The 26,307-nt window shown below is 57.6% G+C and carries 29 protein-coding genes; 12 read left to right on the forward strand and 17 right to left on the reverse strand.

The features are described from left to right. Positions 1-220: 220 nt before the first annotated feature. The 6 genes from phhA (at position 221) to KGA88_RS12225 (ending at position 4,626) form a co-directional block, all read left to right on the forward strand. Positions 221-1,012 (forward strand): phenylalanine 4-monooxygenase, encoded by a 792-nt coding sequence (phhA, locus tag KGA88_RS12205; RefSeq protein ID WP_223591259.1) that lies wholly within the window; start codon positions 221-223, stop codon positions 1,010-1,012. Positions 1,013-1,117: 105 nt separating this feature from the next. Next, positions 1,118-1,474: a 4a-hydroxytetrahydrobiopterin dehydratase gene (locus tag KGA88_RS12210; RefSeq protein ID WP_046816880.1), complete on the forward strand. Its 357-nt coding sequence runs from the start codon at positions 1,118-1,120 to the stop codon at positions 1,472-1,474. Then, positions 1,474-2,667, forward strand: coding sequence for an amino acid aminotransferase (locus KGA88_RS12215; protein ID WP_223591261.1), 1,194 nt, complete (start codon positions 1,474-1,476; stop codon positions 2,665-2,667). Before KGA88_RS12210 ends, KGA88_RS12215 begins: the two co-directional genes overlap by 1 nt. Positions 2,668-2,935: 268 nt before the next feature. Further along, on the forward strand, positions 2,936-3,067 hold the full coding sequence (locus KGA88_RS31410; protein ID WP_008051162.1) for a hypothetical protein: 132 nt from the start codon (positions 2,936-2,938) through the stop codon (positions 3,065-3,067). Positions 3,068-3,141: 74 nt separating this feature from the next. Continuing rightward, on the forward strand, positions 3,142-3,327 hold the full coding sequence (locus KGA88_RS12220; RefSeq protein WP_103394704.1) for a hypothetical protein: 186 nt from the start codon (positions 3,142-3,144) through the stop codon (positions 3,325-3,327). Positions 3,328-3,426: 99 nt separating this feature from the next. Next, positions 3,427-4,626 carry an MFS transporter gene (locus KGA88_RS12225; protein WP_223591263.1) on the forward strand — a complete coding sequence of 400 codons (1,200 nt, stop codon included), beginning with the start codon at positions 3,427-3,429 and terminating at the stop codon, positions 4,624-4,626. Here KGA88_RS12225 and arfB read toward each other — a convergent pair. The 7 genes from arfB to KGA88_RS12260 all read right to left on the reverse strand — a co-directional run bounded on the left by arfB (position 4,623) and on the right by KGA88_RS12260 (position 12,377). Further along, the gene (arfB, locus tag KGA88_RS12230; protein ID WP_056853046.1) at positions 4,623-5,036 is read right to left on the reverse strand and encodes an alternative ribosome rescue aminoacyl-tRNA hydrolase ArfB; all 414 of its coding nucleotides are present in this window, start codon (positions 5,034-5,036) and stop codon (positions 4,623-4,625) included. The two genes, KGA88_RS12225 and arfB, sit on opposite strands and share 4 nt — an antisense overlap. Before the next feature lie 220 nt (positions 5,037-5,256). Next, positions 5,257-6,669 (reverse strand): amino acid permease, encoded by a 1,413-nt coding sequence (locus KGA88_RS12235; RefSeq protein ID WP_223591271.1) that lies wholly within the window; start codon positions 6,667-6,669, stop codon positions 5,257-5,259. Between the two features lie 917 nt (positions 6,670-7,586). Continuing rightward, on the reverse strand, positions 7,587-8,798 hold the full coding sequence (gene rluB / locus KGA88_RS12240; RefSeq protein ID WP_223591273.1) for a 23S rRNA pseudouridine(2605) synthase RluB: 1,212 nt from the start codon (positions 8,796-8,798) through the stop codon (positions 7,587-7,589). Between the two features lie 264 nt (positions 8,799-9,062). Continuing rightward, positions 9,063-10,040 (reverse strand): SMC-Scp complex subunit ScpB, encoded by a 978-nt coding sequence (gene scpB, locus KGA88_RS12245; RefSeq protein WP_223591283.1) that lies wholly within the window; start codon positions 10,038-10,040, stop codon positions 9,063-9,065. Positions 10,041-10,051: 11 nt separating this feature from the next. After that, positions 10,052-10,810: a segregation and condensation protein A gene (locus KGA88_RS12250; protein WP_173862173.1), complete on the reverse strand. Its 759-nt coding sequence runs from the start codon at positions 10,808-10,810 to the stop codon at positions 10,052-10,054. Between the two features lie 60 nt (positions 10,811-10,870). Further along, positions 10,871-11,500 (reverse strand): L-threonylcarbamoyladenylate synthase, encoded by a 630-nt coding sequence (locus tag KGA88_RS12255; RefSeq protein WP_103394698.1) that lies wholly within the window; start codon positions 11,498-11,500, stop codon positions 10,871-10,873. Between the two features lie 13 nt (positions 11,501-11,513). Next, positions 11,514-12,377, reverse strand: coding sequence for a PHP domain-containing protein (locus KGA88_RS12260; protein ID WP_110658554.1), 864 nt, complete (start codon positions 12,375-12,377; stop codon positions 11,514-11,516). 87 nt (positions 12,378-12,464) lie between these two features. Here KGA88_RS12260 and KGA88_RS12265 point away from each other — a divergent pair, with 87 nt between their 5' ends. The 4 genes from KGA88_RS12265 to KGA88_RS12280 all read left to right on the forward strand — a co-directional run bounded on the left by KGA88_RS12265 (position 12,465) and on the right by KGA88_RS12280 (position 14,571). Beyond that, the gene (locus KGA88_RS12265; RefSeq protein ID WP_110658553.1) at positions 12,465-13,061 is read left to right on the forward strand and encodes a septation protein A; all 597 of its coding nucleotides are present in this window, start codon (positions 12,465-12,467) and stop codon (positions 13,059-13,061) included. 1 nt (position 13,062) lies between these two features. Beyond that, positions 13,063-13,362 (forward strand): YciI family protein, encoded by a 300-nt coding sequence (locus KGA88_RS12270; RefSeq protein WP_007984134.1) that lies wholly within the window; start codon positions 13,063-13,065, stop codon positions 13,360-13,362. A 110-nt stretch (positions 13,363-13,472) separates the two neighbouring features. After that, entirely contained in the window at positions 13,473-13,886 is a 414-nt protein-coding gene (locus KGA88_RS12275) for a translation initiation factor 2 (protein WP_110658552.1), read from the forward strand. Between the two features lie 7 nt (positions 13,887-13,893). Next, positions 13,894-14,571, forward strand: coding sequence for a response regulator transcription factor (locus KGA88_RS12280; protein WP_007984138.1), 678 nt, complete (start codon positions 13,894-13,896; stop codon positions 14,569-14,571). 268 nt (positions 14,572-14,839) lie between these two features. Here KGA88_RS12280 and KGA88_RS12285 read toward each other — a convergent pair whose 3' ends face one another. From KGA88_RS12285 to KGA88_RS12325, 9 genes are all read right to left on the reverse strand, one after another. Next, positions 14,840-15,607 (reverse strand): LuxR family transcriptional regulator, encoded by a 768-nt coding sequence (locus KGA88_RS12285; protein WP_223591285.1) that lies wholly within the window; start codon positions 15,605-15,607, stop codon positions 14,840-14,842. Between the two features lie 91 nt (positions 15,608-15,698). After that, positions 15,699-16,292, reverse strand: a complete 594-nt coding sequence (locus KGA88_RS12290) for an anthranilate synthase component II (protein ID WP_223591287.1) — start codon at positions 16,290-16,292, stop codon at positions 15,699-15,701. Further along, positions 16,292-17,764 carry an anthranilate synthase component I family protein gene (locus tag KGA88_RS12295; RefSeq protein ID WP_223591289.1) on the reverse strand — a complete coding sequence of 491 codons (1,473 nt, stop codon included), beginning with the start codon at positions 17,762-17,764 and terminating at the stop codon, positions 16,292-16,294. The genes KGA88_RS12290 and KGA88_RS12295 overlap by 1 nt, the downstream gene beginning before the upstream one ends. Positions 17,765-18,252: 488 nt before the next feature. Then, a complete protein-coding gene (locus tag KGA88_RS12300; RefSeq protein WP_110658548.1) occupies positions 18,253-19,125 on the reverse strand; it encodes an alpha/beta fold hydrolase in 873 nt (290 codons plus the stop codon). A gap of 29 nt (positions 19,126-19,154) precedes the next feature. Beyond that, on the reverse strand, positions 19,155-20,039 hold the full coding sequence (locus KGA88_RS12305) for a DMT family transporter (RefSeq protein WP_110658547.1): 885 nt from the start codon (positions 20,037-20,039) through the stop codon (positions 19,155-19,157). A 7-nt stretch (positions 20,040-20,046) separates the two neighbouring features. After that, complete coding sequence (locus KGA88_RS12310) at positions 20,047-20,658, reverse strand: flavodoxin family protein (RefSeq protein ID WP_223591291.1); 612 nt, start codon at positions 20,656-20,658, stop codon at positions 20,047-20,049. Between the two features lie 4 nt (positions 20,659-20,662). Continuing rightward, positions 20,663-21,349: an iron-containing redox enzyme family protein gene (locus KGA88_RS12315; RefSeq protein ID WP_110658545.1), complete on the reverse strand. Its 687-nt coding sequence runs from the start codon at positions 21,347-21,349 to the stop codon at positions 20,663-20,665. Then, positions 21,342-21,896 (reverse strand): acetyltransferase, encoded by a 555-nt coding sequence (locus KGA88_RS12320; protein WP_110658544.1) that lies wholly within the window; start codon positions 21,894-21,896, stop codon positions 21,342-21,344. Before KGA88_RS12320 ends, KGA88_RS12315 begins: the two co-directional genes overlap by 8 nt. A gap of 13 nt (positions 21,897-21,909) precedes the next feature. Beyond that, complete coding sequence (locus KGA88_RS12325) at positions 21,910-23,265, reverse strand: phenylacetate--CoA ligase family protein (protein ID WP_110658543.1); 1,356 nt, start codon at positions 23,263-23,265, stop codon at positions 21,910-21,912. Positions 23,266-23,651: 386 nt separating this feature from the next. Here KGA88_RS12325 and KGA88_RS12330 point away from each other — a divergent pair, with 386 nt between their 5' ends. Continuing rightward, positions 23,652-24,101, forward strand: a complete 450-nt coding sequence (locus KGA88_RS12330; RefSeq protein ID WP_110658542.1) for a Spy/CpxP family protein refolding chaperone — start codon at positions 23,652-23,654, stop codon at positions 24,099-24,101. Between the two features lie 175 nt (positions 24,102-24,276). Next, entirely contained in the window at positions 24,277-25,620 is a 1,344-nt protein-coding gene (locus tag KGA88_RS12335; protein ID WP_110658541.1) for a sensor histidine kinase, read from the forward strand. Positions 25,621-25,728: 108 nt separating this feature from the next. Here the strand turns inward: KGA88_RS12335 and KGA88_RS12340 are convergent, their stop codons facing one another. Next, positions 25,729-26,295: an NAD(P)H nitroreductase gene (locus tag KGA88_RS12340; RefSeq protein WP_223591293.1), complete on the reverse strand. Its 567-nt coding sequence runs from the start codon at positions 26,293-26,295 to the stop codon at positions 25,729-25,731. Positions 26,296-26,307 lie beyond the last annotated feature (12 nt).

The following is a 26,307-nucleotide window of genomic DNA, read 5'->3' on the forward strand; positions in this document are numbered from 1 at the left end:
AAGATAGTCGTCAAGATTATGTGACAGGTGGAGGGCTTTTCCCACCCGCCAATCTCAACATTTACGCACTTGGGCCAAATACGTAACGAAAACTTTACGATTATCGAGGGTTTTTCCTGCGGGTTACGCCGAGCACCTGCTGCAACGGTGCAATTCATGGGGTATTTCTAGGTCCATAGCAGCACAAAACAAGAACGAAGCCCCCTAGCAGGAGAGCAGCATGAAGCAGACGCAATACGTGGCTCGCGAGCCCGATGCGCAAGGTTTTATCGACTACCCCGCCGAAGAACACGCGGTGTGGAACACGCTGATCACTCGCCAACTGAAAGTGATCGAAGGGCGTGCGTGCCAGGAATACCTGGACGGTATCGAAAAACTCGGTCTGCCCCACGACCGCATTCCTCAACTCGGCGAAATCAACAAGGTCCTCGGTGAAACCACCGGTTGGCAGGTTGCCCGGGTTCCCGCACTGATTCCCTTCCAGACCTTTTTCGAATTGCTGGCCAGCAAGCAGTTTCCGGTAGCGACCTTTATTCGTACCCGCGAGGAACTGGATTACCTGCAAGAGCCGGACATTTTCCACGAGATCTTCGGCCACTGCCCGTTGCTGACCAACCCGTGGTTCGCCGAATTCACCCACACCTACGGCAAGCTCGGCCTCAAGGCGTCCAAGGAAGAACGCGTGTACCTGGCGCGCCTGTACTGGATGACCATCGAATTTGGCCTGGTCGACACCCCGCAAGGCCAGCGCATCTACGGCGGCGGCATCCTGTCTTCTCCGAAAGAGACCGTGTATTGCCTGTCGGACGAGCCTGAGCATCAGGCGTTCGATCCGCTGGAATGCATGCGCACGCCATACCGCATCGACATCCTGCAGCCACTGTACTTCACCCTGCCAAATCTCAAGCGTCTGTTCGACCTGGCTCACGAAGACATCATGGGCATGGTCAAGCAAGCGATGCAGATGGGTCTGCACGCACCGAAATTTCCGCCAAAACCAAAAGCTGCGTGAACCGCGACTTTTGCTGACAAGTGAGTCTGTCAGTCACCGTCGCTTTGGTTTAGCGTGACGGTACTGTCGACCGATATAAAAACACTCGATTTCAGGAAACACACCATGTCCACTTTGAACCAAGCCCATTGCGAAGCCTGCCGCGCCGACGCCCCACAAGTCAGCGACGAAGAACTGCCGATCCTGATCAAACAGATCCCGGACTGGAACATCGAAGTTCGCGACAGCATCATGCAGTTGGAGAAGGTCTTCCTGTTCAAGAACTTCAAACACGCCCTGGCGTTCACCAACGCGGTCGGTGAAATCTCCGAGGCTGAAGGCCACCACCCAGGCCTGCTGACCGAGTGGGGCAAAGTGACCGTGACCTGGTGGAGCCACTCGATCAAGGGCCTGCACCGCAACGACTTCATCATGGCCGCGCGCACTGACATCGTTGCCAAGGACGCTGAGGGGCGCAAGTAATGCACTTCGACGCCATCGGTCGAGTACCTGGCGACCCGATCCTCGGCCTGATGGAGGCCTACGCGCAGGACCCGAACCCGCGCAAGTTCGATTTGGGCGTGGGTGTCTATAAAGACGCCCAGGGCCTGACGCCGATTCTCGAGTCGGTGAAACTTGCCGAGCAACGCCTGGTGGACGGTCAGCCGACCAAGACCTACATCGGTGGTCACGGCGAACCGGCGTTCGGTAAAGCGATCAATGAGCTGGTGCTCGGCGCGGACTCGGCAGTGATCGCCGCACAACGCGCTGGCGCCACCCAGACTCCGGGCGGCACCGGGGCTTTGCGCCTGAGCGCGGACTTTATCGCCCAATGCCTGCCGGGACGCGGCGTATGGTTGAGCAACCCGACCTGGCCGATCCACGAAACGATTTTTGCGACAGCCAAGGTCAAGGTCAGCCACTACCCATACGTGGGCAGTGACAACCGTCTCGACGTCGACGGCATGCTGGCGGCGCTCAATGAAGCGCCCAAGGGCGATGTGGTATTGCTGCACGCCTGCTGTCACAACCCGACCGGTTTCGACCTGTCCCAGGAGGACTGGCAACGGGTGCTGGAGGTAGTCCGCAAGCGCGAACTGCTGCCGCTGATCGACTTCGCCTATCAAGGATTCGGCGATGGCCTGGAGCAGGATGCCTGGTCGACCCGGCTGTTCGCCGCCGAATTGCCGGAACTGCTGATCACCAGCTCTTGCTCGAAGAACTTCGGCCTGTACCGCGACCGCACCGGTGCGCTGATTGTCTGCGCGAAAAACGCCGACAAGCTCACCGACATCCGCAGCCAGCTGGCCAACATCGCCCGCAACCTGTGGTCGACGCCACCGGATCACGGTGCTGCCGTGGTCGCGACCATCCTCGGCGACCCGGAGTTGAAAAACCTCTGGGCTGACGAAGTGGAAGGTATGCGCCTGCGTATCGCCCAACTGCGCAGCGGTTTGGTGGAGGCGCTGGAGCCTCACGGCTTGCGCGAGCGCTTTGCGCACATTGGCGTGCAACGCGGGATGTTCTCCTACACCGGCCTGTCGCCTGAGCAGGTGAAGAACCTGCGCGATCATCACAGCGTGTACATGGTCAACTCCGGCCGGGCCAACGTGGCTGGCATCGATGCCACGCGCCTGGATCTGCTGGCCGAGGCGATTGCCAGCGTCTGCAGATAGCATAAACGCACTGCAAACCCTATGTGGGAGCGGGCTTGCTCGCGAATGTGGAGTGTCAGTCGACTTCAAAGCTGACTGATCCACCGCATTCGCGAGCAAGCCCGCTCCCACATTTGTTATGTGTTGCCCCCTCTGTCTATACAACCCCATCCGTCGAAACAAATGGATATAAAAGTCCGTTTGTCATTTTCAGTGCTGTATCCTGCCCAGGCTTTTTTAAAGCGCGGATCTACCAGATCTATCAACAGACTTAGCGAGGAGCGCAACCATGCACGAGATTCCCAATCTCCCCTTCCCAAGCCTGCACGTACCTGAGCAGACGACCACGCAACAAGCCGGCGCCCAACAGCCCGAGCCGAAAGAAGCCACTGACAGCCGCCAGGCTGACAGAGAAGACTGAAACACCCGCCGTACAGACCGTGTGGAAAGCGCTAACATGCGCTTTCCACACTGCCTGAAACGAGAACTCTATCCATGACCGATGAATTCAGCGAAGCGCAGGCCAGCGTCCTGATTGGCACCGCCGAGAAAATGATCGAGATCTGGAATCGCCTCTCCCCCGAGAAACAAGCCTCGTTGCTCGCCCGCTTCGGCACCCAGGAAAACGCCCTGGCCGCCCTGGTCACCACGCAACTGGTCGCTCCCGTCAAAGCTGAATGACGCCGCCCGGCAAATAGTTTTACTTTTTCACAACCAACGAGCGTCCACACCGCTATCATAAGCAGCCTATCTATCCTGCTTTACCGTGGACCTTTACCCATGCCTGAAAACCAGCGCCCCCTGGCGGTCACGCTGCAAGTCGTCTCCATCGTCCTTTTCACCTTCATCGGCTACCTGAATATCGGCATCCCCCTGGCCGTATTGCCCGGTTACGTCCACACCGACCTGGGCTTCGGCGCCGTGGTCGCGGGCCTGGTGATCAGCGTGCAATACCTGGCCACCCTGCTTAGCCGCCCTTATGCCGGGAAGATCATCGACAACAAGGGCAGTAAACTGGCCGTAATGTACGGCCTGGCCGGTTGCGGCTTGAGCGGTGTATTCATGCTGATTTCGGCCTGGACCCAAAGCCTGCCGGCCTTGAGCCTGATCAGCCTGCTGATCGGTCGCCTGGTACTCGGCAGCGCGGAAAGCCTGGTGGGCTCAGGCTCGATTGGCTGGGGCATCGGCCGGGTCGGCGCGGCGAACACCGCCAAGGTCATCTCCTGGAACGGTATCGCCAGCTATGGCGCACTGGCCGTCGGCGCGCCCTTGGGCGTGTTGCTCGTCCATCAACTGGGCTTGTGGAGCATGGGCGTGAGCATTGTCTTGCTGGCCGCGCTCGGCCTGCTGCTGGCCTGGCCGAAAACCGCCGCGCCCATCGTCGCCGGTGAGCGCCTGCCGTTCATGCACGTGCTCGGGCGGGTCTTCCCCCACGGCTGCGGCCTGGCCCTGGGCTCCATCGGTTTTGGCACCATCGCCACCTTCATCACCCTGTATTACGCCACGCAACACTGGGACAACGCGGTGCTGTGCCTGAGCCTGTTCGGTGCCAGCTTCATCGGCGCGCGCCTGCTGTTCGGCAACCTGATCAACCGCCTCGGCGGCTTTCGCGTGGCCATCGCCTGCCTGTCGGTGGAAACCCTCGGCTTGCTGTTGCTGTGGCTGGCACCGGATGCCCATTGGGCACTGGCGGGTGCGGCACTGAGCGGCTTCGGCTTTTCGCTGGTGTTTCCGGCGCTGGGAGTGGAAGCGGTCAACCTGGTACCGGCCTCCAGCCGTGGTGCGGCTGTCGGTGCCTATTCGCTGTTCATCGACTTGTCGTTGGGCATTACCGGACCATTGGCCGGTGCGATTGCGGCAGGATTTGGTTTTGCATCGATCTTCCTGTTCGCCGCCCTCGCCGCACTCAGCGGTTTGATGCTGAGCCTGTACCTGTACCGGCAGGCGCCGAAGCAACGCGAAGCGCGGGACACGCCCTAGAAGTCGACCTTGCCGCGCCCGGCCTTGATGTTGCCACGCTTGCTCTTGGATTCGAGGCGACGGGTCTTCGAGCCAAGGGTCGGTTTGGTCGGGCGGCGTTTCTTCTCGACCTTGGTGGCGCTCTGGATCAACTCGACCAAACGCTCCAAAGCATCCGCACGGTTCTGCTCCTGCGTGCGGTATTGCTGGGCCTTGATGATCAACACACCGTCGCTGGTGATGCGGCTGTCGCGCAGCGCCAGCAGCCGCTCCTTGTAGAACTCGGGCAAGGACGACGCCGGAATGTCGAAGCGCAGGTGCACGGCACTGGAGACCTTGTTGACGTTCTGCCCACCGGCGCCCTGGGCGCGAATGGCCGTCAACTCGATCTCGGCATCCGGCAGATGCACGTTGTTGGAAATCACCAGCATGGAAAAGCGTCCGTATTCAGAACGTGCAGGATACCGCGATCAGATCTTCAGCACGCCACAAATCCCCTGTGGGCTTGCTCGCGAATGCGGAGTGTCAGTCGACTTGAATACCGACGGTTAAACCGCTTTCGCGAGCAAGCCCGCTCCCACAAAGGGATTTGTGTGAAGCCTGAAAACAACAAACCCGGCGCATGGCCGGGTTTGTTGTTTTTGCGCGGAGTTACTTCACTGCCGCCTGCAACGCATGTTGCGCACTGCGCTTGTTCTTGATGCCGTAGCAGACCCACATGAACACGAGCCACACCGGAATCGCGTACACCGATGTCTGGATCCCCGGAATCAACAGCATCACGCCGAGAATGAACAACACGAACGCCAGGCAGATGTAGTTGCCGTACGGGTACCAAAAGGCCTTGAACAGCGGCGTTTGTTTGGTCTTGTTCATGTGCTGGCGGAACTTGAAGTGCGAGTAGCTGATCATCGCCCAGTTGATCACCAGGGTGGCAACAACCAGCGACATCAACAGTTCCAGCGCATTTTGCGGGATCAGGTAGTTCAGCAGTACCGCGATCAGGGTCACGGCGGCCGAGGCCAGGATCGAACGTACCGGCACGCCGCGCTTGTCGATCTTCGCCAACGCCTTCGGCGCATCACCCTGCTCGGCCATGCCCAGCAGCATACGGCTGTTGCAGTAGGTACCGCTGTTGTACACCGACAGCGCCGCGGTCAGGACCACGAAGTTGAGGATGTGCGCGGCGGTGTTGCTGCCCAGCATCGAGAACACTTGTACGAACGGGCTGCCGCTGTAGGAATCACCGGAAGCGTTCAGGGTGGTCAGCAAGCTGTCCCACGGCGTCAACGACAGCAGGATCACCAAGGCGCCGATGTAGAAAATCAGGATCCGGTAGATCACCTGGTTGATGGCTTTCGGGATCACGGTTTTCGGCTTGTCGGCTTCGGCAGCGGTGAAACCGAGCATTTCCAGGCCACCGAAGGAAAACATGATGAACGCCATGGCCATCACCAGACCGGTGATTCCGTTCGGGAAGAAGCCACCGTGGGACCACAGGTTGCTGACCGCTGCTTGCGGGCCGCCATTACCGCTGACCAGCAGGTAGCTGCCCAGGGCAATCATGCCGACGATCGCCACGACCTTGATGATTGCGAACCAGAACTCGGCCTCGCCAAAGACTTTGACGTTGGCCAGGTTGATGGCGTTGATCAGCACGAAGAAGCCAGCTGCGGAGACCCAGGTCGGGATGTCCGGCGCCCAGTAGTGGATGTATTTGCCGACCGCCGTCAGCTCCGACATGCCCACCAGGATGTACAGGATCCAGCAGTTCCAGCCCGACAGGAAACCGGCAAAGCCGCCCCAGTACTTGTGGGCGAAGTGGCTGAAGGAGCCGGCCACCGGATCTTCGACGATCATTTCGCCCAGTTGGCGCATGATCATGAAAGCAATGAAGCCGCAGATGGCGTAGCCAAGGATCATCGACGGGCCAGCGGATTTCAGCACCCCGGCCGAGCCGAGGAACAAGCCGGTACCGATTGCACCACCGAGGGCAATCAGTTGAATGTGGCGATTTTTCAGGCCGCGTTTCAGCTCGCCTGATTGCGGGTTTTGTCCACTCATGAAAAGGGTCTCACGCAAGGTTTGATGATGTTCAGTAGGCGTTGCTGCTCAAGAAAGGCGTTAAGCGGCACCGATCAAACCCCAGCGCAGGCACCAGGAGTTCAGCGTAATTACAACGGTCATGCGTCACCTGTTTGTTTTTATCTGTGACGAAATCGAACCCGACACGCTCGTGACGCGGCGGAGTGAACAAGGCGGATAGCCTTGAGGGTTGCGCAGATGCGCAGGAGGTCACAGGTAAAACGCGGCGCATTGTACACCTGTAACCCCCTGCTGCCAGACCCGCTGGACAAGCGTGTCTATTGCCGGGATTGCCTGTGTCCGCCCCGAGAGGCCCGGGCGGCTGCAAAAAAAGGGTCAGATCCTTGCGGATCATCGACGGGAAAGGCAGGAAAACCGCCTCTCGCAGAGAGATAGAGTTGGATTGCGGCGTTCATTGCGCCTCCTTTTTGTTATGCACCTGCACGACAGGCATGGCGCGCATAACACCCTGCATGGAGTGTTGAAACAAGCGGGCTAGAGGGTTGGAAGGCGCAAGGAAGGCGCTGATGTGTAAGCGTTTTCTTACGGCATACGGGGATAGGTGAATCCACGGGGTTAATCGGCGGATTTCGTCAGGATTTCTTTACAGGGCGTAATTTTAGCTTTCCACTTCGGACATCCCGGCGCGGCAACTGGCACTATCGCGGGGAAGACAGATAACGCAATACCTGGAGGAGCAGGCTTGCTGGCGATGGTCGTTACCGATAACGCGTATGAACTGGATAAACGCGGTGCACTTGAGCCCATCGCCAGCAAGCCGGCTCCTACAAGGGACCGTGGCTACGCTGAAAATGAAGTGGACTCCAAACCATTGAAAGCCCCCCAAAAAAAACGCCAACCCGAAGGTTGGCGTTTTTTATCAAGCGCTCAGCCGATTACTCCGGCTTGCGACGACCGAAGCCTGGACGCTGGCCGGAACCGGCCGGTGCGCCACGGCGCTTGCCCGATGGCTTGTCACCGTCGACCAGCTTGATCCCGGGACGCTTCGGCGCAGGCTTGGCCGGGCGCTTGGTGTCGGCCGGGCGATCGGCTACCGGCGTACCACGACCTTCGCCACGCTCGGTACGACCATTGGCCGGACGTGGCGTACGTGGACCGCGTTCGCCGTCCTGACGCGCGACTGGCTTGCGCCCTGGACGCTCGCCTTCGATCTGCGGTTCGCGGCTGGCTCGTGGCGCGGCTGGCGCGTCAGTGGCCGGACGCAGGGTACGCACGCGCTCGGTCTTGGCCATTGGACGCGAGGATTTACGCTGCATCCGGTCCAGCTTGTCTTTGCTCTTGGCGTTCATCTGCGGCATCGCGACCGGCGTCAGGCCGACCTCGGCACTCAGAATGTCGACTTCGTACTGGCTCATTTCGCGCCAGCGGCCCATCGGCAGGTCGGAGTTGAGGAACACCGGACCAAAACGCACGCGCTTCAGACGGCTGACCACCAGGCCCTGGGATTCCCACAGGCGACGAACTTCGCGGTTACGACCTTCCATCACCACGCAGTGGTACCAGTGGTTGAAGCCTTCACCACCTGGTGCCTGCTTGATATCGGTGAACTTGGCCGGGCCATCTTCAAGGACAACGCCAGCCTTCAGGCGCTCGATCATCTCGTCATCGACTTCGCCACGCACACGTACCGCGTATTCACGGTCCATTTCGTAGGAAGGATGCATCAGGCGGTTGGCCAGCTCACCGTCGGTGGTGAACATCAGCAAACCGGTGGTGTTGATGTCCAGACGACCGATGTTGATCCAGCGGCCTTCTTTCGGCTTTGGCATTTTGTCGAACACGGTCGGGCGACCTTCCGGGTCGACACGGGTGCAGATCTCGCCGTCGGGCTTGTTGTACATGATCACGCGGCGGACCGATTCGGCGGCCTCTTCACGCTTGATCACCTTGCCATCGATGGTGATGGCGTCGTGCATGTCGACACGCTGGCCAAGGGTGGCGTCTTTGCCGTTGACCTTGATGCGGCCGTGGCTGATCCAGGCTTCCACGTCACGGCGCGAGCCGACGCCGATACGGGCGAGGACTTTCTGCAGTTTTTCGCCTGCTGGGCCGATTTCCTGGTCGTCTTTCTGGTCTTTGATACTCATCTGGGCACCTCCCGGTGTGGTCTGAAAACTGGGTACTTGGGCGAAGGGATCGCCGAAGGGTCGCGAATCATACGCGCATGCGGGCGATTGCGCATCAGAGACTAGCTGATCGAGGCAAGGTTATTGGTTTTTCCGCTGGCCGGTGATCGCGGACGATCACCGACCTTCTGTAGGAGCCGGCTTGCTGGCGATGGCGTCACCGCGGTCCCTCAGAGACACCGCGTTGGCCGCATCGCCAGCAAGCCGGCTCCTACAGGGTTGTGGTCAGTCTTCGAACTCACGGCGCTCGGCTTCGATGGCTTCAGCCAGGGCCAGGGCTTCGGCCTCTTCGTCCGACAGTTCCGGCTCGGGTTTCGGTTGTTCGAGGGCGGCTACAGCGGCCAGCAGTTTTTCCCGGGCTTCGGCGACACCAAGGATGTCGTCTTCTGGCTCCGGTTCAATTTCCGCTTCAGGCTCGGGCTCGGGCTCTGTCGCTTCAACTTCTGGCTCGATAACCGACTGCTCCGAATCGAACTCAGGCGACGCGCCATCACGCAGCAAGTCGTCGAAGTCGGTCTTGAGCCCCTCCTCCATGCTGTCCAGTTCCAACAACAACGTGTGGAAACTGGTTTCTTCCTTCGGCTCTTCCGGCTCGGCGCTGGCGTCGGCCAACTCTTGCAGCCCGGCGGGCACCGGGGCGTCGTCGAAATCCAGCACCGGGTCCGGTTCCAGTTCGCGCAGTTCGGCCAACGGCGGCAGGTCATCGAGGTTTTTCAGGTTGAAATGATCAAGGAACGCCTTGGTGGTGGCGAACATCGCCGGTTTGCCGGGTACGTCGCGGTAGCCGACGATGCGGATCCACTCGCGCTCCATTAGTGTCTTGACGATGTTGCTGTTCACCGCCACGCCCCGTACATCTTCGATTTCACCACGGGTGATCGGCTGGCGATAGGCGATCAGGGCCATGGTTTCCAGCATGGCGCGGGAATAGCGCTGCGGACGCTCTTCCCACAGACGCCCGACCCAGGGCGCAAATTTTTCGCGAATTTGCAGGCGATACCCCGAGGCCACTTCCTTCAGTTCAAAGGCGCGGCCATCGCAGGACTTGGCCAGAATCGTCAGGGCCTTCTTGAAGACCGGCGGTTCCGGCCGCTCGCCCTCTTCGAAGAGTTCGAACAGGCTTTCCAAAGATTGCGGCTTTCCCGAGGCCAACAGAAAGGCTTCAAGCAAGGGTGCCAGGTCACGGGGTTCAGTCAGGTTCATGTTTCGACTCGTTATTCGGCTCGGGCTCGCACGTGGATCGCGGCAAATGGCTCATTCTGCACCAGCTCGACCAGGGATTCCTTGACCAGTTCAAGGATCGCCATGAAGGTCACCACCACGCCCAGGCGTCCTTCTTCAGCGGTGAACAGCTCGACAAATGGCACGAACCCGCCGCCCTTGAGGCGTTCCAGCACATCGCTCATGCGCTCGCGGGTCGACAGCGCCTCGCGGCTGACCTGATGGCTTTCGAACATGTCGCCACGGCGCAACACCTCGGCCATCGACAGCAGCAACTCGGACAGGCGCACGTCCGGCAACAACTTGCGTGCCCGGGCCTCCGGGGCGTCGAGTTTGGGCACCACCACGTCGCGACCGACGCGGCTCAAGCCATCGATGCCTTCGGCGGCGGCCTTGAAACGCTCGTATTCCTGCAAGCGGCGGATCAGTTCGGCGCGCGGGTCGTCCTCTTCGTCCTCGACGGTTTCGGCCCGCGGCAGCAGCATCCGCGACTTGATCTCGGCCAGCATCGCGGCCATCACCAGGTACTCGGCGGCCAGCTCCAGGCGCACCGACTGCATCAACTCGACGTAGCCCATGTACTGGCGAGTGATTTCCGCCACCGGGATGTCGAGGATGTTGATGTTCTGTTTGCGGATCAGGTACAGCAGCAGGTCGAGGGGCCCTTCGAAGGCTTCGAGGAAGACCTCGAGGGCATCAGGCGGGATGTACAGGTCCAGCGGCATTTCCATGACCGCCTGGCCATAGACCATGGCGAAGGGCAGTTCCTGCTGGGCTCCGGCCTGACTGTCGACGGGTTCTACTGCGGACATCTAGGCCTCGACCATGAACGGCGCAGGGTCACCGCAACCAACGCGAATGACTTCCGGCTCGCCGTCGGCGAGGTTGATCACGGTGGACGCCTTGATCCCGCCGAAGCCGCCGTCGATGATCAGATCGACCTGGTGTTCGAGCAACTGACGCATTTCATGCGGGTCGCTCAACGGATCTTCATCGCCAGGCATGATCAGGGTCACGCTCATCAACGGCTCACCCAGCTCCGCCAGCAGCGCCAGGGCAATCGGGTGGCTCGGCACGCGCAGGCCGATGGTGCGTTTCTTCGGGTGCAACAACAGTCGTGGCACTTCGCGGGTGGCATTGAGGATGAAGGTATACGGCCCCGGCAGATGGGCCTTGAGAATGCGGAACGTGCCGGTGTCGATCTTGGCGAACAGGCCCAGTTGCGACAGGTCGCAGCAGATCAACGCAAAGTTGTGTTTTTCATCCAGCTGCCGCAGGCGCCGAACGCGCTCCACGGCGACCTTGTCGCCGATCTGGCAACCAATGGCGTAGGAAGAGTCCGTGGGATAAATCACCACCCCGCCCTTGCGGATGATCTCGACGGCCTGTTTGATCAGGCGCGCTTGCGGGTTTTCCGGATGAATCTGGAAAAATTGACTCACGTTCTCTACCTGTTCAGACGGCGGCAATAATTGGGTCATGTTTGAATCGACACCATAGTGGTGGCAGATCCTCCGGGAGCGGCCGGTATTCACCGATCTCCGACCAGCCTCCAGGGCCATGAAAATCACTGCCGGCACTGACCAGCAGACCGAATTCGCGAGCGAGAATGGCCAGGCTGCCCACTTGCTCGGCAGGCTGGTAACCATTGACCACTTCGATGGCGTGGCCCCCTGCTTGAATATAGTCGGCAATCAGGCGACGTCGCTTGCTTCGGGTGAATTCGTAGTGCCAGGGGTGCGCCAGGCTGACCCAGGCCTTGGCCGCGCGCAGGGTTTCGACGGTTTCCTCCAGGGTCGGCCAGTGTTGCTTGACGTCGCCCAGCTTGCCGGCGCCCAGCCATTTTCGGAACGCCTCGGCGCGGTCCTTGACGAAACCTTCGCGCACCATCCAGTCGGCGAAATGCGGGCGGGCCGGCGCGTTGCCGCTGTCGCCCAGCTCCTGCTGGATCTGCCGGGCGCCCTCCAGCGCCCCCGGCATGCCTTTGAGCGCCAGTTTGCGGCTGATTTCCTCGGAGCGCAGCCAGCGGCCATCATGCAGTCTGGCGATGGCCTCGACCAACGGTGCGGCATTCACGTCAAAACCGTAGCCCAGGACATGAATGGTCGCGCCGCCCCAGGTGCAGGACAGCTCGACGCCATTGACCAGTTGCATCCCCAACGCGGTGGCCGCCTGGCGGGCCTCGTCGAGGCCTTCAAGGGTGTCGTGATCGGTCAGGGCCAGGACTCGCACGCCTTTCTCGAACGCCCGCGCCACCAGAACCGCAGGCGCCAGGGCGCCATCGGAGGCCGTGCTATGGCAGTGCAAATCAACATTCACGGGGCTTTGTAACCTCAAATCAGCTGGCGCTATCGCGCGCCCATATGTTTGTTATTATGCCGCCACATCCTGCTTCTGGCTGCCATTGTGAAACAATTCATCGATTTCATCCCGCTCCTGCTGTTCTTCATCGTCTTCAAACTCGATCCAAGGGTCGTCGACATCCTCGGCCACGAGGTAACTGTAGGCGGTATCTACAGCGCCACCGCGATGTTGATCATCAGTTCGCTGGTGGTCTACGGCACGCTGTTCATCAAACAGCGCAAGCTGGAGAAAAGCCAGTGGCTGACCCTGATCGCCTGCCTGGTCTTCGGCAGCCTGACCCTGGCGTTCCACAGCGAAACGTTCCTCAAGTGGAAAGCCCCGGTGGTCAATTGGCTGTTCGCCCTGGCGTTCATTGGCAGCCACTTCGTCGGTGACAGCCTGCTGATCAAACGCATCATGGGCCACGCGCTGACCTTGCCGGAGCCGGTCTGGACGCGCCTGAACATCGCCTGGATCGTCTTCTTCCTGTTTTGCGGTGCCGCCAACCTGTTTGTCGCGTTCACTTTCCAGAGCTACTGGGTCGACTTCAAGGTCTTCGGCAGCCTGGGCATGACTTTGCTGTTCCTGGTCGGCCAGGGTATCTACCTGTCCCGCCATCTGCACGATGCCGACACCACTACGCCAAAAACCGAGGACTGACATGCTTTACGCAATCATTGCCACAGACGTCGCCAATTCCCTGGAAGCCCGCCTGGCCGCACGGCCTGCACACCTTGAGCGCCTGCAAGTGCTCAAGGGCGAAGGTCGCATCGTTCTGGCCGGTCCACACCCGGCGGTCGACAGCAATGATCCGGGCGCGGCGGGTTTCACCGGCAGCCTGATCGTCGCCGAATTCGATTCCCTGAGCGCCGCCCAGGCCTGGGCCGACGCCGATCCATACATCGCCGCAGGCGTCTACGCCAACGTTCTGGTCAAGCCGTTCAAGCAAGTCCTGCCGTAATTCCCTCCCACGCGGTGAACCATATCGGTTCATCGCGTTCTCAATCGCTCATTATTCTCGTTTGCCGGCCGACAACTTTTCCAATACTCGTATTGGAACCAGGAGTCGCCATGCGCAAAGGTCCGTTGTGCCTGATGTTGGTCACGTTATCGATCGTGGCGCCCGCCCACGGTGAAGACTACGCCGAGGGTGGAAACTCGACGCCGCTTTCCTTGAGCGCCGGCAGCCAGATCACCGAACTGCAGCAACGCTTGAAAGAAAGCGAACGGCAACGGGAAGAACTGAGCAAACAATTACAAACTGCCGATGGCGAACGCGAAAGCCCGCTGCTGGCCCGGTTGCGCCAGGAGAACCAGCGCTTGAAGCTGCAACTCAAGGAAGCCCAGGCCAGCAGCCCCCTGCCGCGCCTGCTGACCGACCAGCAACAATGGTTTGTCATTGGCGCCGGGGTAGCGCTATTGGCTCTGCTCTGCGGTATCTTCGCCAGTGGAGCAAGTCGAAAACGTCGACAATGGCTAAATTGAGTGAGTCATGAGCGAGCTGTTACTTATTGATGATGACCAGGAGCTGTGTGAGCTCCTGAGCAGTTGGCTGAGCCAGGAAGGGTTTCAGGTACGTGCCTGTCACGACGGTCAGAGCGCACGCCGCGCACTGGCCGAAACTGCCCCGGCGGCCGTGGTGCTGGATGTGATGTTGCCCGATGGTAGCGGCCTGGAACTGCTCAAACAATTGCGCAGTGATCACCCGGACTTGCCGGTACTGATGCTCTCGGCCCGGGGCGAGCCTCTGGACCGCATCCTCGGCCTGGAACTCGGCGCCGACGATTACCTGGCCAAACCCTGCGATCCACGGGAACTGACCGCCCGCCTGCGCGCCGTCCTGCGCCGCAGCCATCCGGCGGCGGTGTCCAGCCAGATGGAACTGGGCGACCTGTGTTTCAGCCCGGTGCGCGGCGTGGTCAGCATCGACGAGCAAGAGTTCACCCTCACCGTCTCAGAAAGCCGCCTGCTGGAAGCCTTGCTCAAGCAGCCCGGCGAGCCCCTGGACAAACAGGAACTGGCGCAGATCGCCCTCGGTCGCAAGCTGACCCTGTACGACCGCAGCCTCGATATGCACGTCAGCAATCTGCGCAAGAAGATCGGCCCGCACCCCGACGGCCGGCCGCGCATCGTTGCGCTGCGCAGCCGTGGTTACTACTACAGCCTCTGAATCCGAAATCGATACCGTTGGGGGTTCAGAGCCGCCGCGAAAAACAGCCTTCGCCTGACTACTTTGACGTAAGTCAGCACCCCACTTCACATCTGACTGATCTGCGAGACCTCAAACTTGTGTATGAGTGTCTCCGGTCATATGAGCAGCTTCCTGTCAGTTGACCGTTTACAAAAAAACCAGGTCACCTTCGCTTTTTTCTCACTGCAATACATGGTGTCTGCTATCAAATTCGATTTGAAATGAACAGCCGCACCATGATCGTTTGCTACAGTGAAATCAATCCCTGCGCCAAAGCCACGCCTACCGCTTGCCGGCGGCTAAAAGAGCCTAGTTTTCGACTCGCATTGGCAATATGAAAATTGATGGTGCGTTCCGAGCAGCCCAAGATGCAGCTCATCTCCCAAGTCGTTTTACCCACACAGGACCATTTCAGTACTTCAGACTCTCGCAGGGTCAAGCTGCAGAATTTCTCGCCTGGTTTTATCAGGTGCTTCTGTGAACCTTCCAAAAGAAACGGAATTAGCATGAACAGCTTCCCTAAGGGGGCATCCAACCCATCGTCAAATTCATCTGTAGAATTCATGCAGTGAGCAACATTGAGTGACCCGACCATTTCGTTACACCTCAGAGGAATGCTAACCCCTTGTAAAAGGCCGTACTCCTCACGCGCCTTCCAGAACTCGTTGGTCCTGCTCCGCGCCTGCCTCCGTGCGTCCACCCAAACAAGCGGTACAAAATGGTGACGGCAATGCCTTATTATCGGGTCCACCTGAATAAAGTTCTCATCCTTGTATCGTCTTAGCCAATCAGAAGGGTAAGTCGTCATAATCCTATTGAAAGGGTCATTCGTTGTAGAGGAACCTAGGCTAAGCAAGTAACTGTCATAGCCGATTCGATGCAGCACCTTGCGCAAGTGCCTTTCCCAGTCACTCCGATGCAAATCCTTGGCCAATACGGAGAAATCATCCAATACCGGTTTGAAGTTAATCCTCAGGAGTACATCTTTTTTTCTATATATATTTAAGTCATCCACGCCGAGTCCCTGCCACACATAGAAACTTTTTTTCGATACGATGCAACATTGAAGATACGAGTTACCGTTCAGGCAACCCGTTGTCCGTCGCCTATACTTCTGATTTGCAACAATACTGCCCTATAAAACTTTTGAATACCCCAAGACCATCCTCCGTCAGAATGCTCTCGGGATGAAACTGGACACCCTCTATCGAATGTTTTAGATGCCGAACCCCCATGATGTATCCGTCATCACTTGAGATGGATGTCACCTCCAGTTCCTCGGATAGGTTTTTGTTATCGATAATTAACGAATGGTAGCGTGTCGCTTTGATCGACTTGCCATTAGTATGGGCGTACACACCTTGCCCATCGTTAATTATCGTGCTGATCTTTCCGTGCATGACATTGGCAGCCCGAATAATCGAGCCACCGAAAGCCAAGCCAATAGCCTGATGTCCAAGGCATACGCCCAATATGGGCAAGCGCCCTTTAAAGTGGTGGATTAATTCGATATAACCGGCTTTCTGTGGGTGGCCGGGCCCAGGGCCAAGTACGCAAAAATCCGGGGCATACGCTTCAATCCTTTTAATCAGCTCCGGAACATCATTACGCTCTACATGAGTTTCCAGCCCCAACTGCTCAAGGTACTGACTGATAATAAATACAAAACTGTCATAGGCATCAACCAGAAAAACTTTCATTACAGCATCTCCCTTCCGGTAACGGCGCGATAAACAGAGCTCATTTTGTAGAATGTTTCAGTCCATTCTTTATCAGGTGCCGAGTCCGCGACGACACCTGCGGAAGCCCTCAAGTAATAGGTGCCCTCTTTATGAACTGCTGACCGAATACACAAAGCCGTATTGATGCTACCGTCGAATCCGATCAGGCCAACCGCTCCGGCATATATCCCGCGCCGGCTGTTTTCCATACTTTCGATAATCTGCATCGCGCGAATCTTCGGTGCACCTGTCATGGTTCCCGCCGGAAATGACGCCTTAATAACATCAAATGCATCGAAGCCTTTACGCAATAAACCGCGCACATTTGACACCATGTGATAGAGGTGAGAATACTCCTCGACTAACATCAACTCATCAACTTCAAGTGATCCTGGCTGACAGACGTGACTGATATCGTTTCTGCACAAATCCACTAACATTAGGTGTTCCGCTCGCTCTTTTTCAGAGCGCGTCATGCTCAAAATCAACTCGCTGGAGGGTATGCCGGGTGTTTTCCCCACGGTTCCGGCGATGGGTCTCATTTCGATCAGATCGTCCTTGATCCGGACAAACAGTTCAGGGCTGGCGCCGATCAGGTCGACCCCACCCAAATTGGCTAGGTACATGTAGGGTGACGGGTTGTTTAGGCGCAATGCCCGATACACATCAAAGGGTTTTACAGGTGTGTCAATCTGCACTTCGTGACCCAATTGAATTTGATAAATATCGCCTTGACGAATGTGCTCCAGTGCCTTGTCGACCCAGCCAAGAAACTGCTTTTTTTCCACTGTATCGCGAGTAACCGTAACGGATGGGTAAACAATCGGCGCCTCAGAGGCTGGAATGCCCATGGCATCGGCCAACAGTAATGCATAGTCATCGGTGCTGCGGAACTTCCATAGAGAACTATTGTTAACCATGACATCCACAGTTCCATTGGCGTGGAAATACACCAGCGTCTGAAACACAGTCAAGGCAATGACCGGATAATCATTTGTCCGCTCCGTCAGGTCAGGAATATCTTCGATAAACCGGACACTGTCATAAGAGAAGTAACCAAAAAAAGCGAGGCTGGGATTAGGCTGGCGCGGAACGTCAAAAGGTTTTTGTAACGCACGCAACAAATCCCATACGGCATCGTTCGAATCAATGCTGACACGCTCACTGTCGTCCAAAACAATTCCCTGTTCCAACAGCGAACTGCTTAAATGTGCGGTCAGCCGGTCATTTCCCTCAAGTGTCGCGTACCCCTCATATATCTTTACCGCCAGCAATGGCTCCATCCCAATTATAGTCGCCTTACGATCGCGACTGGGGCCAGACAGCGACTCAAGAATAAATATCTGATCAGGTCCTATTGCCTTTGCTGCCGCTTGATATACAGCCAACGGGTCGCATTTCATGCGTTCAGTGTGCAGTTGAACACTGACGGGGGTAGTTATCTCACTCATGGTATAACTCCTTTATTTTTGCCAACCACTCACACAGATAAGAGTCGAACGCACAAGCCGATACCAAAGCTGGCAAGCGGCTCAATCAGCGTAATTATTGATTTAAAGAATCCATCAATCAGGCGGTCGCATGGCAAGCTAACCGATAGCACACGATGCTGCGCAGTTCCCAACTGCACAGCCAAGCTGTGTGCGGTATCGAGGAAAGAGGTAGTAATCATGGCGTCGACTCTGCCTGATTCTCTGTTCGGGGTATGTCAGACATGTCCTTTAATACATACGGACTACTCCGTAAGAAAAAAGACGCTACCAGGGAAGCCCGCTAACTAACGCCTGAAGCTGCTCGGAACTCAGCTTTAGCTGCGACCCATGTCGGTTGCTGGGCCTATCGAATCGACTTGGTGCATGCCGCGCACCTCCAGTCGCTTACTGCACACGGGTTCACGCAAAGAGCCACCTCGAAAAAGAGGCAGAACTTACTGCACCATTTAGGCAAGAAACCGCTGGATAGCATCCAGGGTCTGCTCGCCACACTCCAGATACGGAACATGCCCCGCGCCCTCAATGATGCAGACACTTGCTTGCGGCAGGAGATTGTTGACCTCATCCAGGCAAGAAACATCAAACACGCGATCGTTGCTCCCCCACACAATCAAGGTCCGGGCCTGGACGTCAGCTAGCCGCTTTTGAAGCGGGTACAATCCGGCGCCGTTGAAGTCCCCCAGTATTTTCCCGACCCGCACATAGCGAAGCGCACCCTTGGTAGCCAGAGCCTTTGCCAGAAACGCCGGGACCTTCGGCACTCGAGTAAACACGATCTCCCAAAGCCCCTGCATTTCACTGACGGTCCGGTAGCCAAAGGGATACTTGCCAGACTCAAGAAACTTGCTCATGGCCGGACTAAGCCTTGCCGCCGGCAAGCCGGCAGGCGCCATTGCGATTAAACGGGATACCTCTGCCGGATAAGTGGCTGAATAAAGGCAGGCAATACAGCCACCAATGGAGCTGCCAATCAATACGACGTCCTTGAAGGACTGCGCATCGAAAAAAGCCTTCAACCGCTCCACTTGAGCCACAGGACTGTAGCTTTGTACGCCGTCGAACGAGGATTCCCCCTCACCGGGAAGGTCCAGGAAAACGCAGTTGTAAGCGTCCACCAACGAGTAAATTTGCGGCCCCCACTGATCCTTACTGGCCCCTAATCCATGGAGGAACACCAGGGTGGGCCCGGCCTCGTGGCCGTTCGAGTACAAATAGGCGATCTCATAAACGCCTGCTTTCCAGCGCCGGACTTTAAGCCTGTAGCGAAACCGGTTTTGCTGACGCAAGGCGAGCAGTACCAACTGACCTGGCCACTTCATGGAAAATAACCTCTCAACGGGTTCGCCGATCAATCGGCTGGGTTATTGCTTGCACAAGCCTGCCGGGGCGGCAGGCGGACCTGGCAAAGCCCGACACCGACAAAAACCGCCGCACCGCCGACAACAAGGCTCAGCGACAGACCTTCTTTCAGAAGAAGCTGGCTGACCGCGACCGCAAACACTGGCACCAATAACAGAAACGGCGTCAGGCGCTGGATAGGGTGTCTGCCCAAAAGCCAATACCACAGGCCAAATCCAATCAGCCCGCCGCTTACGGCGGTATACAGCACGGCAGCCCAGGCCGTCGGACTGGCCGTCAGGACAGAACTCCACGCCTGCCCCTCTACCGCAGCCGAAACAAGCAGCAACTCCGGCGCAGCAATCAATGCCGTCCACGCGCTTATCGCCACCGGGTTGAAAGGTCCCCAGCGCTTGGTGAGCAACGTTCCCACGGCGAAGACAAAAGCCGCAGCGATCACCAGCAATATTCCCGACAACGCACCGCCCTTGCCTACGCCACCCAACACCGTCAACACGCCAAGCAACGCGATGACAATTCCCCCCACGACGGGTAATGCGATGCGCTCCCCCAATATTGCAAAGGCCAGCAATAGAGTGAAAGGTGTCGCCAACTGGTAAGCGACTGCAGACGTCGAAGCATCCACTCGCGAAATACCGCAATACAGCAATCCGAAATGAAGCGCCCCCACCAGGGAAGCGATCCCGAACACTTGAAGCAGTTCGCTACGTTTTGGGACTCCGCAAAAAGGTACTAATACAGCCGCCATCAAGGCGAAGCGCATAGCGACCATGAGGATAGGCGGAAGCTCTTGCCCGCCAATTTTAACCGCCGTCACTTGTGCCCCCCACAGGAATGCCACTAGTACGGCTATCAATGAATCTCGAATAGGCATCTATCCATCATCCCGTTTGAAATTGGACTTGCTTGAGCAGGCGCAAACGCTCGGCGCCGCGACGGGGTTGTTCGTTCAACTTTTGATAGTGCTCCACGAGACGATCCAGGGTTTCCCGCAATGCCTGTTCCGCTTCCGGGTCCTGAACCAGTTGTGTGTTGAACGTGGCCGGAAACCCCGAGCCGACCAACACCATTTTGTTCAACAGGACATTGAGCACCACCTGGCCAAATACCGCCGTGTGACCGTATCGACGCCCCACCACCGCCACCGCTGCAAGTTTGTCTCGCAGTGGCCGCTCTCGCGGACGCATGAAGCCATACCCCACCCGCTCCAGGAACGCTTGGAAACGGCTGTTGGTTCCATAGGCATGCATCACTGGCAAGTACAGAATGGCGTCCGCCTTGACCATTTCATCGACGATCGCGGCGACATCGTCTGGCAGAGAACAATCGATGTGTGAACAGGCGTTATCGGCATCGCAGTAGTCGATACGAAAATCGCGAAGCCAGAGATCTTCGACCGATGCGCGTCCTTTCAGGTGGCGTCGAATCAACGACACCACCCGACTGCTGACCCCGTGTGACCGGCTTGACCCGACAATGACGATCAGCTTCATCAGTTCAGGATGCCTTGGCCAATGGCGCGTCGACGAGACGTTCATATTCCAGCAGCGACTCCTCCAGCAACTGACCGGTTAGGTACAACGTCACCCTCGCCACTTCTTTGATCTGTGCTCGCTCTTCATCCGTCTTCACCGCGCGTTGCATCGCCAGGCGCACTTCTTCGGAGTGCTTTTCATCAATGGTCGAATGGGCGACAAAGAAGGTCATCTGCTCATCTTTAAGTCCCAGGTCTACGCGGAACTTGTTCAGGATGGGCTGGATGTGGCCATACACCTCTTCTGCCCAATAGCTGTAACCCAAACGGGCAATCGGTCCCAGGCGAATGGCCACGTCGTTCAGATAAGCGATCAGCGCCTGAGTGGGAGGAAGCGGTGCAGGCAGCGACGCAGGCAAGGCAGCGATGGACTCTAGGTCACGAAGGACCATTTTCTCGTGGCCCAACTCTTCAAGTGCGTGCTTGTAAACGAAGCGCAGCAGCGTCGTCTGACCCGGATCCGCGCTGAATGCACAGGCTGCCTGATTGATCGAGTTGAACCGGGTGTAATGGTAAACCTGGAGCATCACCTGCTGATAAAGTTCGACCGTAATCGGTTGCTCAAGGCTGTGACTCCAATAGCGACCTTTTTTGATTTTGGCCCAGCCGCTGTCGACAATGGCATCCAGATCTTTGAAGAAATTATCCATGAGCTACTTTCCCTTTTATGGTGTTAAAGACGGTTTCCAACTCCAGGTAAACCAAACTGTAATCACGTGATGATTGACAGCTAGCCCAGATAATATCGTCGGCCAGAACATGCCCTCCGATATCGACATACAAGGCAGCCAAGCGCCCCCGGCACAAAGCCGAGATGTATCGAAACTGCGTATTGGCCTTCAACCAAATGGCTGTTTGCAGAAGAAAGAATCTCAAGTGCAAACCGCCTCTGTACTTCTCATCCAACACCAGACGATTGGCGTCAAACGAATCCATTGGATGAGCGAAGTAAAGCCCCACATTAACGACCCGTTCGACAAAGCTCATGCCATGTCCTAACGGAGTTATCCGGATAGCGCCGACAATCTCGTCTCCATCCAGATAAGCCATGTGATACGAGTAGGTATCGCGCAATGCCTCGGCATCGGAAAAACTTTCCTCACTGGCAGGGTTGTCACCAATGTAGCGAGACCTTAAAGAACACACTTTCTGGAAAAGTTCACTTTTCGCCGACACGACTTGTACGGACATACTCATACAGTGCCCTCGCCTATCGGCTGCGCTGATCGACAATTCGCGCTTCTTTCCAACTGAACCAACTGCCCAGATTCACGTGGTCATCAAGGTCATCGACCATCATGATTGTCGCCTCAACCCCCAGGCGCTCGCGCACGCGTTCACGAATCAGCAACGTCAATTGGCTGCGATCACCTCGGTAAAAACTGGACATTTCCATTTTGGCGATCACCGTATCCCTGCCATTCACGCAGTTGATGACGATTTGATAACCTAGGCATTGCTCGACACCTTCAAGCAGCGCCTGCTCGATATGGCCAGCTGTGAAGGCCTTGCCGTTAAGGGTCATGGAATCTTTGACACGCCCAACCACTTTCATTACTTGCGCCAGGGCAATCGGTTTTTTTGCTGCTTTTTGAATGCAGACCAAATCGCCCGTGCGGTAGCGAATCAACGGTTTCACGCCGTCGATCAGCATGGTGACGCACAACTCCCCTTCACCACTGTCACCCAGACTTTCGCCCGTTTGCGGGTTCAACACCTCAATGATGTAGTTGAGTCGATGGGGTATCAGTTGGTCGCTGGTATTGGCAGCGGCAATAATCATCGCTTCTTGTGAGCCATACAGGCTGTTGTAGGCCTCACAACCCCAGAGGCTGTACAAGTTGTTCTTCAAGGCTGGCGTACAGAGCTCACCGCTCATCATGAACGCCCGCAAATGAAAGTCCTCGCGCGGGTTGAAACCCTGCCGCTCAGCCTCCTTGGCCAGTGCCAGTAGCAGTCCCGGGGCCGACGCGACGACGCCGATACGCAAGTCCTTCATCAACTGGAGCGTCTTGGGATAGCCGATGACCGGAGAGTGCGGCCAGATTTTGGCGTTACAGACACCCAACTGATGACATACATCACCCAAGGTATCGCCGAAGGAATGCACCTCAGTTGGCCCCATGACGCCGACAACAGTTTTCTCTGCAGGGAAATGTTTCTCCAACACCGCTTGGTACGCCATCGCGAGTTGTTTGTTACTTGCATAACTTTCTTTTTTATCCCGCGGACAAGGGGTTGCCGGACCGGTCGTGCCGGTAGTTTCATAATAATAAACACTGTCTTCAAGTGTGCCGGACAAAATATCCAGCCCGGCCTCTCTTAAGTCATCTTTAGTGGTAAAAGGAAGTGAAGCGAGATTCGCCAGGGTGATGTCTTCGACATCAATATCTTTAAAGTGCTTACCATAAAATACGGACTTGTTTTTTACGTGACGCAGAACTGTTTTAAGCCTTTCTTCATGCCATTGCTTAAGATTGTCTTCACTAAGCGTGTTGGTCCAGTACTGCCGATGGATATCGTCATACTTTACGGTGAACTCATCAAATACCTTTCTCGCAACCATGCCTTTCTCCCTCATCGAAATTGGTGTTCTTCGCCATGACGACTGCTTTCTCTGAGTGCCGACACTAACCAAGCCACGGAAAACCACAAACCTGTCAACTGAAGCAGTTGCCCACAATAAAAAAATATGCTAGAGCAAAATTATTAAGGCAGATTTTACCTACGTAAACGACCAACACAGCTCAAAGAGGCGCGCTAGCGTAATACCTGGCACAAAGGAGAGTTGCGGCGAGCAAAGTGTAATTAGTCCGTCGATGTGGTGGAATTGTCAGGTCTGCACAAAACCATCTTTACCCAAGCTTTACGCTTCGCTGACTGCCGCTGACCTTGATCTGCGTAATCTGCATTCATCCGGAACGTACCGGGAACGAGACAAGGAGATACACCATGCGCAAGACTCTTATCGCTCTGATGTTCGCAGCTGCCCTGCCGACCGTTGCCATGGCCATGCCTGAAGGCGCAGGCCCGATGGATGGGCCGATGGACGGCTCGCGCCACGGCGGTCAGATGCACGGCATGCACGGTAAAGGCCCCTACAGTCAACTGGACCTGAGCCGCGAACAGCGCGAGCAGATCCGCAAGATCATGGGCGAGCAGATGCATGAGCGTAAGCAGCTGGTCGAGAAGTACCTGGAGAAACTCTCGCCAGCCGATCAGAAAGCCATGAAAGACGAAATGACTGCCAAGCACCAGAAAGCCGAAGCCGACGTGCGCGCCGTGCTGAAGCCGGATCAACAGAAGAAATTCGACGAGATCCAGAAAAAACAGGCCGAGCGTCGCGCCGAGTGGGCTGAATTCAAGGCCTGGAAAGCGCAGCAACCGCAAAAAGCGCAATAATGCGCTGACCCCGGACCCAACGGCTCAACACCGTTGGGTCTGATGTTTTTGATCCCCTGTGGGAGCGGGCTTGCTCGCGAAGGCGGTGTGACAGACAGCATCTATGTCGAATGTGCCGACGCTTTCGCGAGCAAGCCCGCTCCCACAGGGTTTGGTGCTTATCCGAGGATTTCCTGTGCGTTCATTGTTCTGGCGTATCCTGGCCAGCTTCTGGCTGGCCATCGCTCTGGTTGCAGGGCTTTCCATCCTGCTCGGGCACATGCTCAACCAGGACGCCTGGATTCTCAGCCGCCACCCGGGCCTCAACACGCTGGCCGAACAGTGGACGCAAACTTACGAAAGTCAGGGCGAAGACGCCGCCCAGGACATTCTCCAGCAACGCAAACGCCAATATCACATCGACGTCCAGGTGCTCAACGAGAGCGGCGATCCGGTCGTACGCGGTACCTTCCCCAAACGTGCGGCGGCCTTTGAGGCCCGCCAGAACAACGAGGACCGACGCCTGCCATGGCGACGTCTGACTGATGAGTTCACCAGCGAAAAAACCGGTGACACCTACCTGTTCATCTACCGCATTCCACACCCGGAACTGGACGCCTGGCACCGCGAAAGCCTGCTTTGGCCACTCAGTGCCCTGGGAATCGCCCTGGTGGTGCTCACCCTGTTTAGCCTGCTGGTGACCTTTTCCATCACTCGCCCGCTCAGCCGTCTGCGCGGAGCGGTGCATGACCTGGGACAGACCACGTATCAACAGAACAGCCTGGTCAAGCTGGCCAACCGTCGCGACGAATTTGGCGTGCTGGCCAACGACTTCAACCGCATGGGTGCGCGCCTGCAGAGCCTGATAGGCAGTCAGCGACAACTGCTGCGCGATGTCTCCCACGAACTGCGCTCGCCCCTCGCCCGCCTGCGTATCGCGCTGGCGCTCGCCGAACGAGCCGGGCCGCAAGAACGGGAGCAGCTCTGGCCGCGCCTGACCCGTGAGTGCGACCGACTGGAAGCGCTGATCAGCGAAATCCTCGTGCTGGCGCGGGTCGACTCCGATAACGCCAGTGCCGAAGAGGTGGATCTGAATACCTTGCTCAATACCGTGCACAAGGATGCACAACTCGGTTCACCCGAGCAGCTCGTGCACCTCGAAGCCGAGTCGCAACTGAATCTGAAGGGCTGGCCGACCATGATCGAACGGGCCGTCGACAATCTGCTGCGCAATGCCCAGCGTTTCAATCCGGTGGGAGGCCTGCCGATTGAAATGCAGGCGCTGCGCCAGGGTGAGCGGATCGTCGTGACCGTGCGCGATCACGGGCCTGGAGTCAGTGCCGAATATTTGAGTCAGCTCGGTGAGCCGTTTTATCGGGCGCCGGGGCAGACAGCGGCCGGACATGGCCTGGGGCTGGCCATCGCCCGGCGAGCAGCGGAGCGGCATGGCGGCAGCCTGGTGCTGGCCAATCACCCGGAGGGCGGGTTTATTGCCAGCCTGGAATTACCGTTGGTGCCCGGAGCTATCGTACAACCCTGAAACCTGTGGGAGCGGGCTTGCTCGCGAAGAGGGAGTGTCAGGCAACCAGGTTGTTGACTGGCACACCGCTTTCGCGAGCAAGCCCGCTCCCACACTGGATGTGGGGTATCAGGCCTTGCCTGGCCAGGCGCTGACGAACTGGGTCAGATCGACCTTCTCGGCCACTCGCGGTTCTTTCTGCGGCGTGCCCAGATACAGGAATGCAATCACCTCTTCCCCTTCCGCCAGGCCCAACCCGTTGGCTACATGCGCCGAGTAAGCCAGGTCGCCGGTACGCCACACCGCACCAATGCCCTGCGCATAGGCCGCGAGCAAAATCCCGTGGGCGGCACAGCCCGCCGCCAGCAGTTGCTCGGACTTGGGATACTTGACGTGCTCCTGCACGCGGGCGATCACCACCACCACCAGCGGCGCCCGCAGCGGACCATTGCGCGCCTTGTCGATGGCCGCTTCGTTGACTTCGCTGTCCGCTAACTTCGCCGCTTCGGCCAGCAACTCGCCCATGTGCTCGCGTGCCGCGCCTTCTACCGTCAGGAAACGCCAAGGCTGCAAATGACCGTGATCCGGGGCGCGCATGGCGGCGCCAAACAGCACTTCGCGCTGCTCGGCAGTGGGTGCAGGTTCAATCAGTCGTGGAACGGAAACACGGTTGAGCAAAGCGTCGAGAGCCTGCATCGGCCACCTCCT

This window comes from Pseudomonas sp. A-R-19, from assembly GCF_019956575.1.
Classification (GTDB): domain Bacteria; phylum Pseudomonadota; class Gammaproteobacteria; order Pseudomonadales; family Pseudomonadaceae; genus Aquipseudomonas.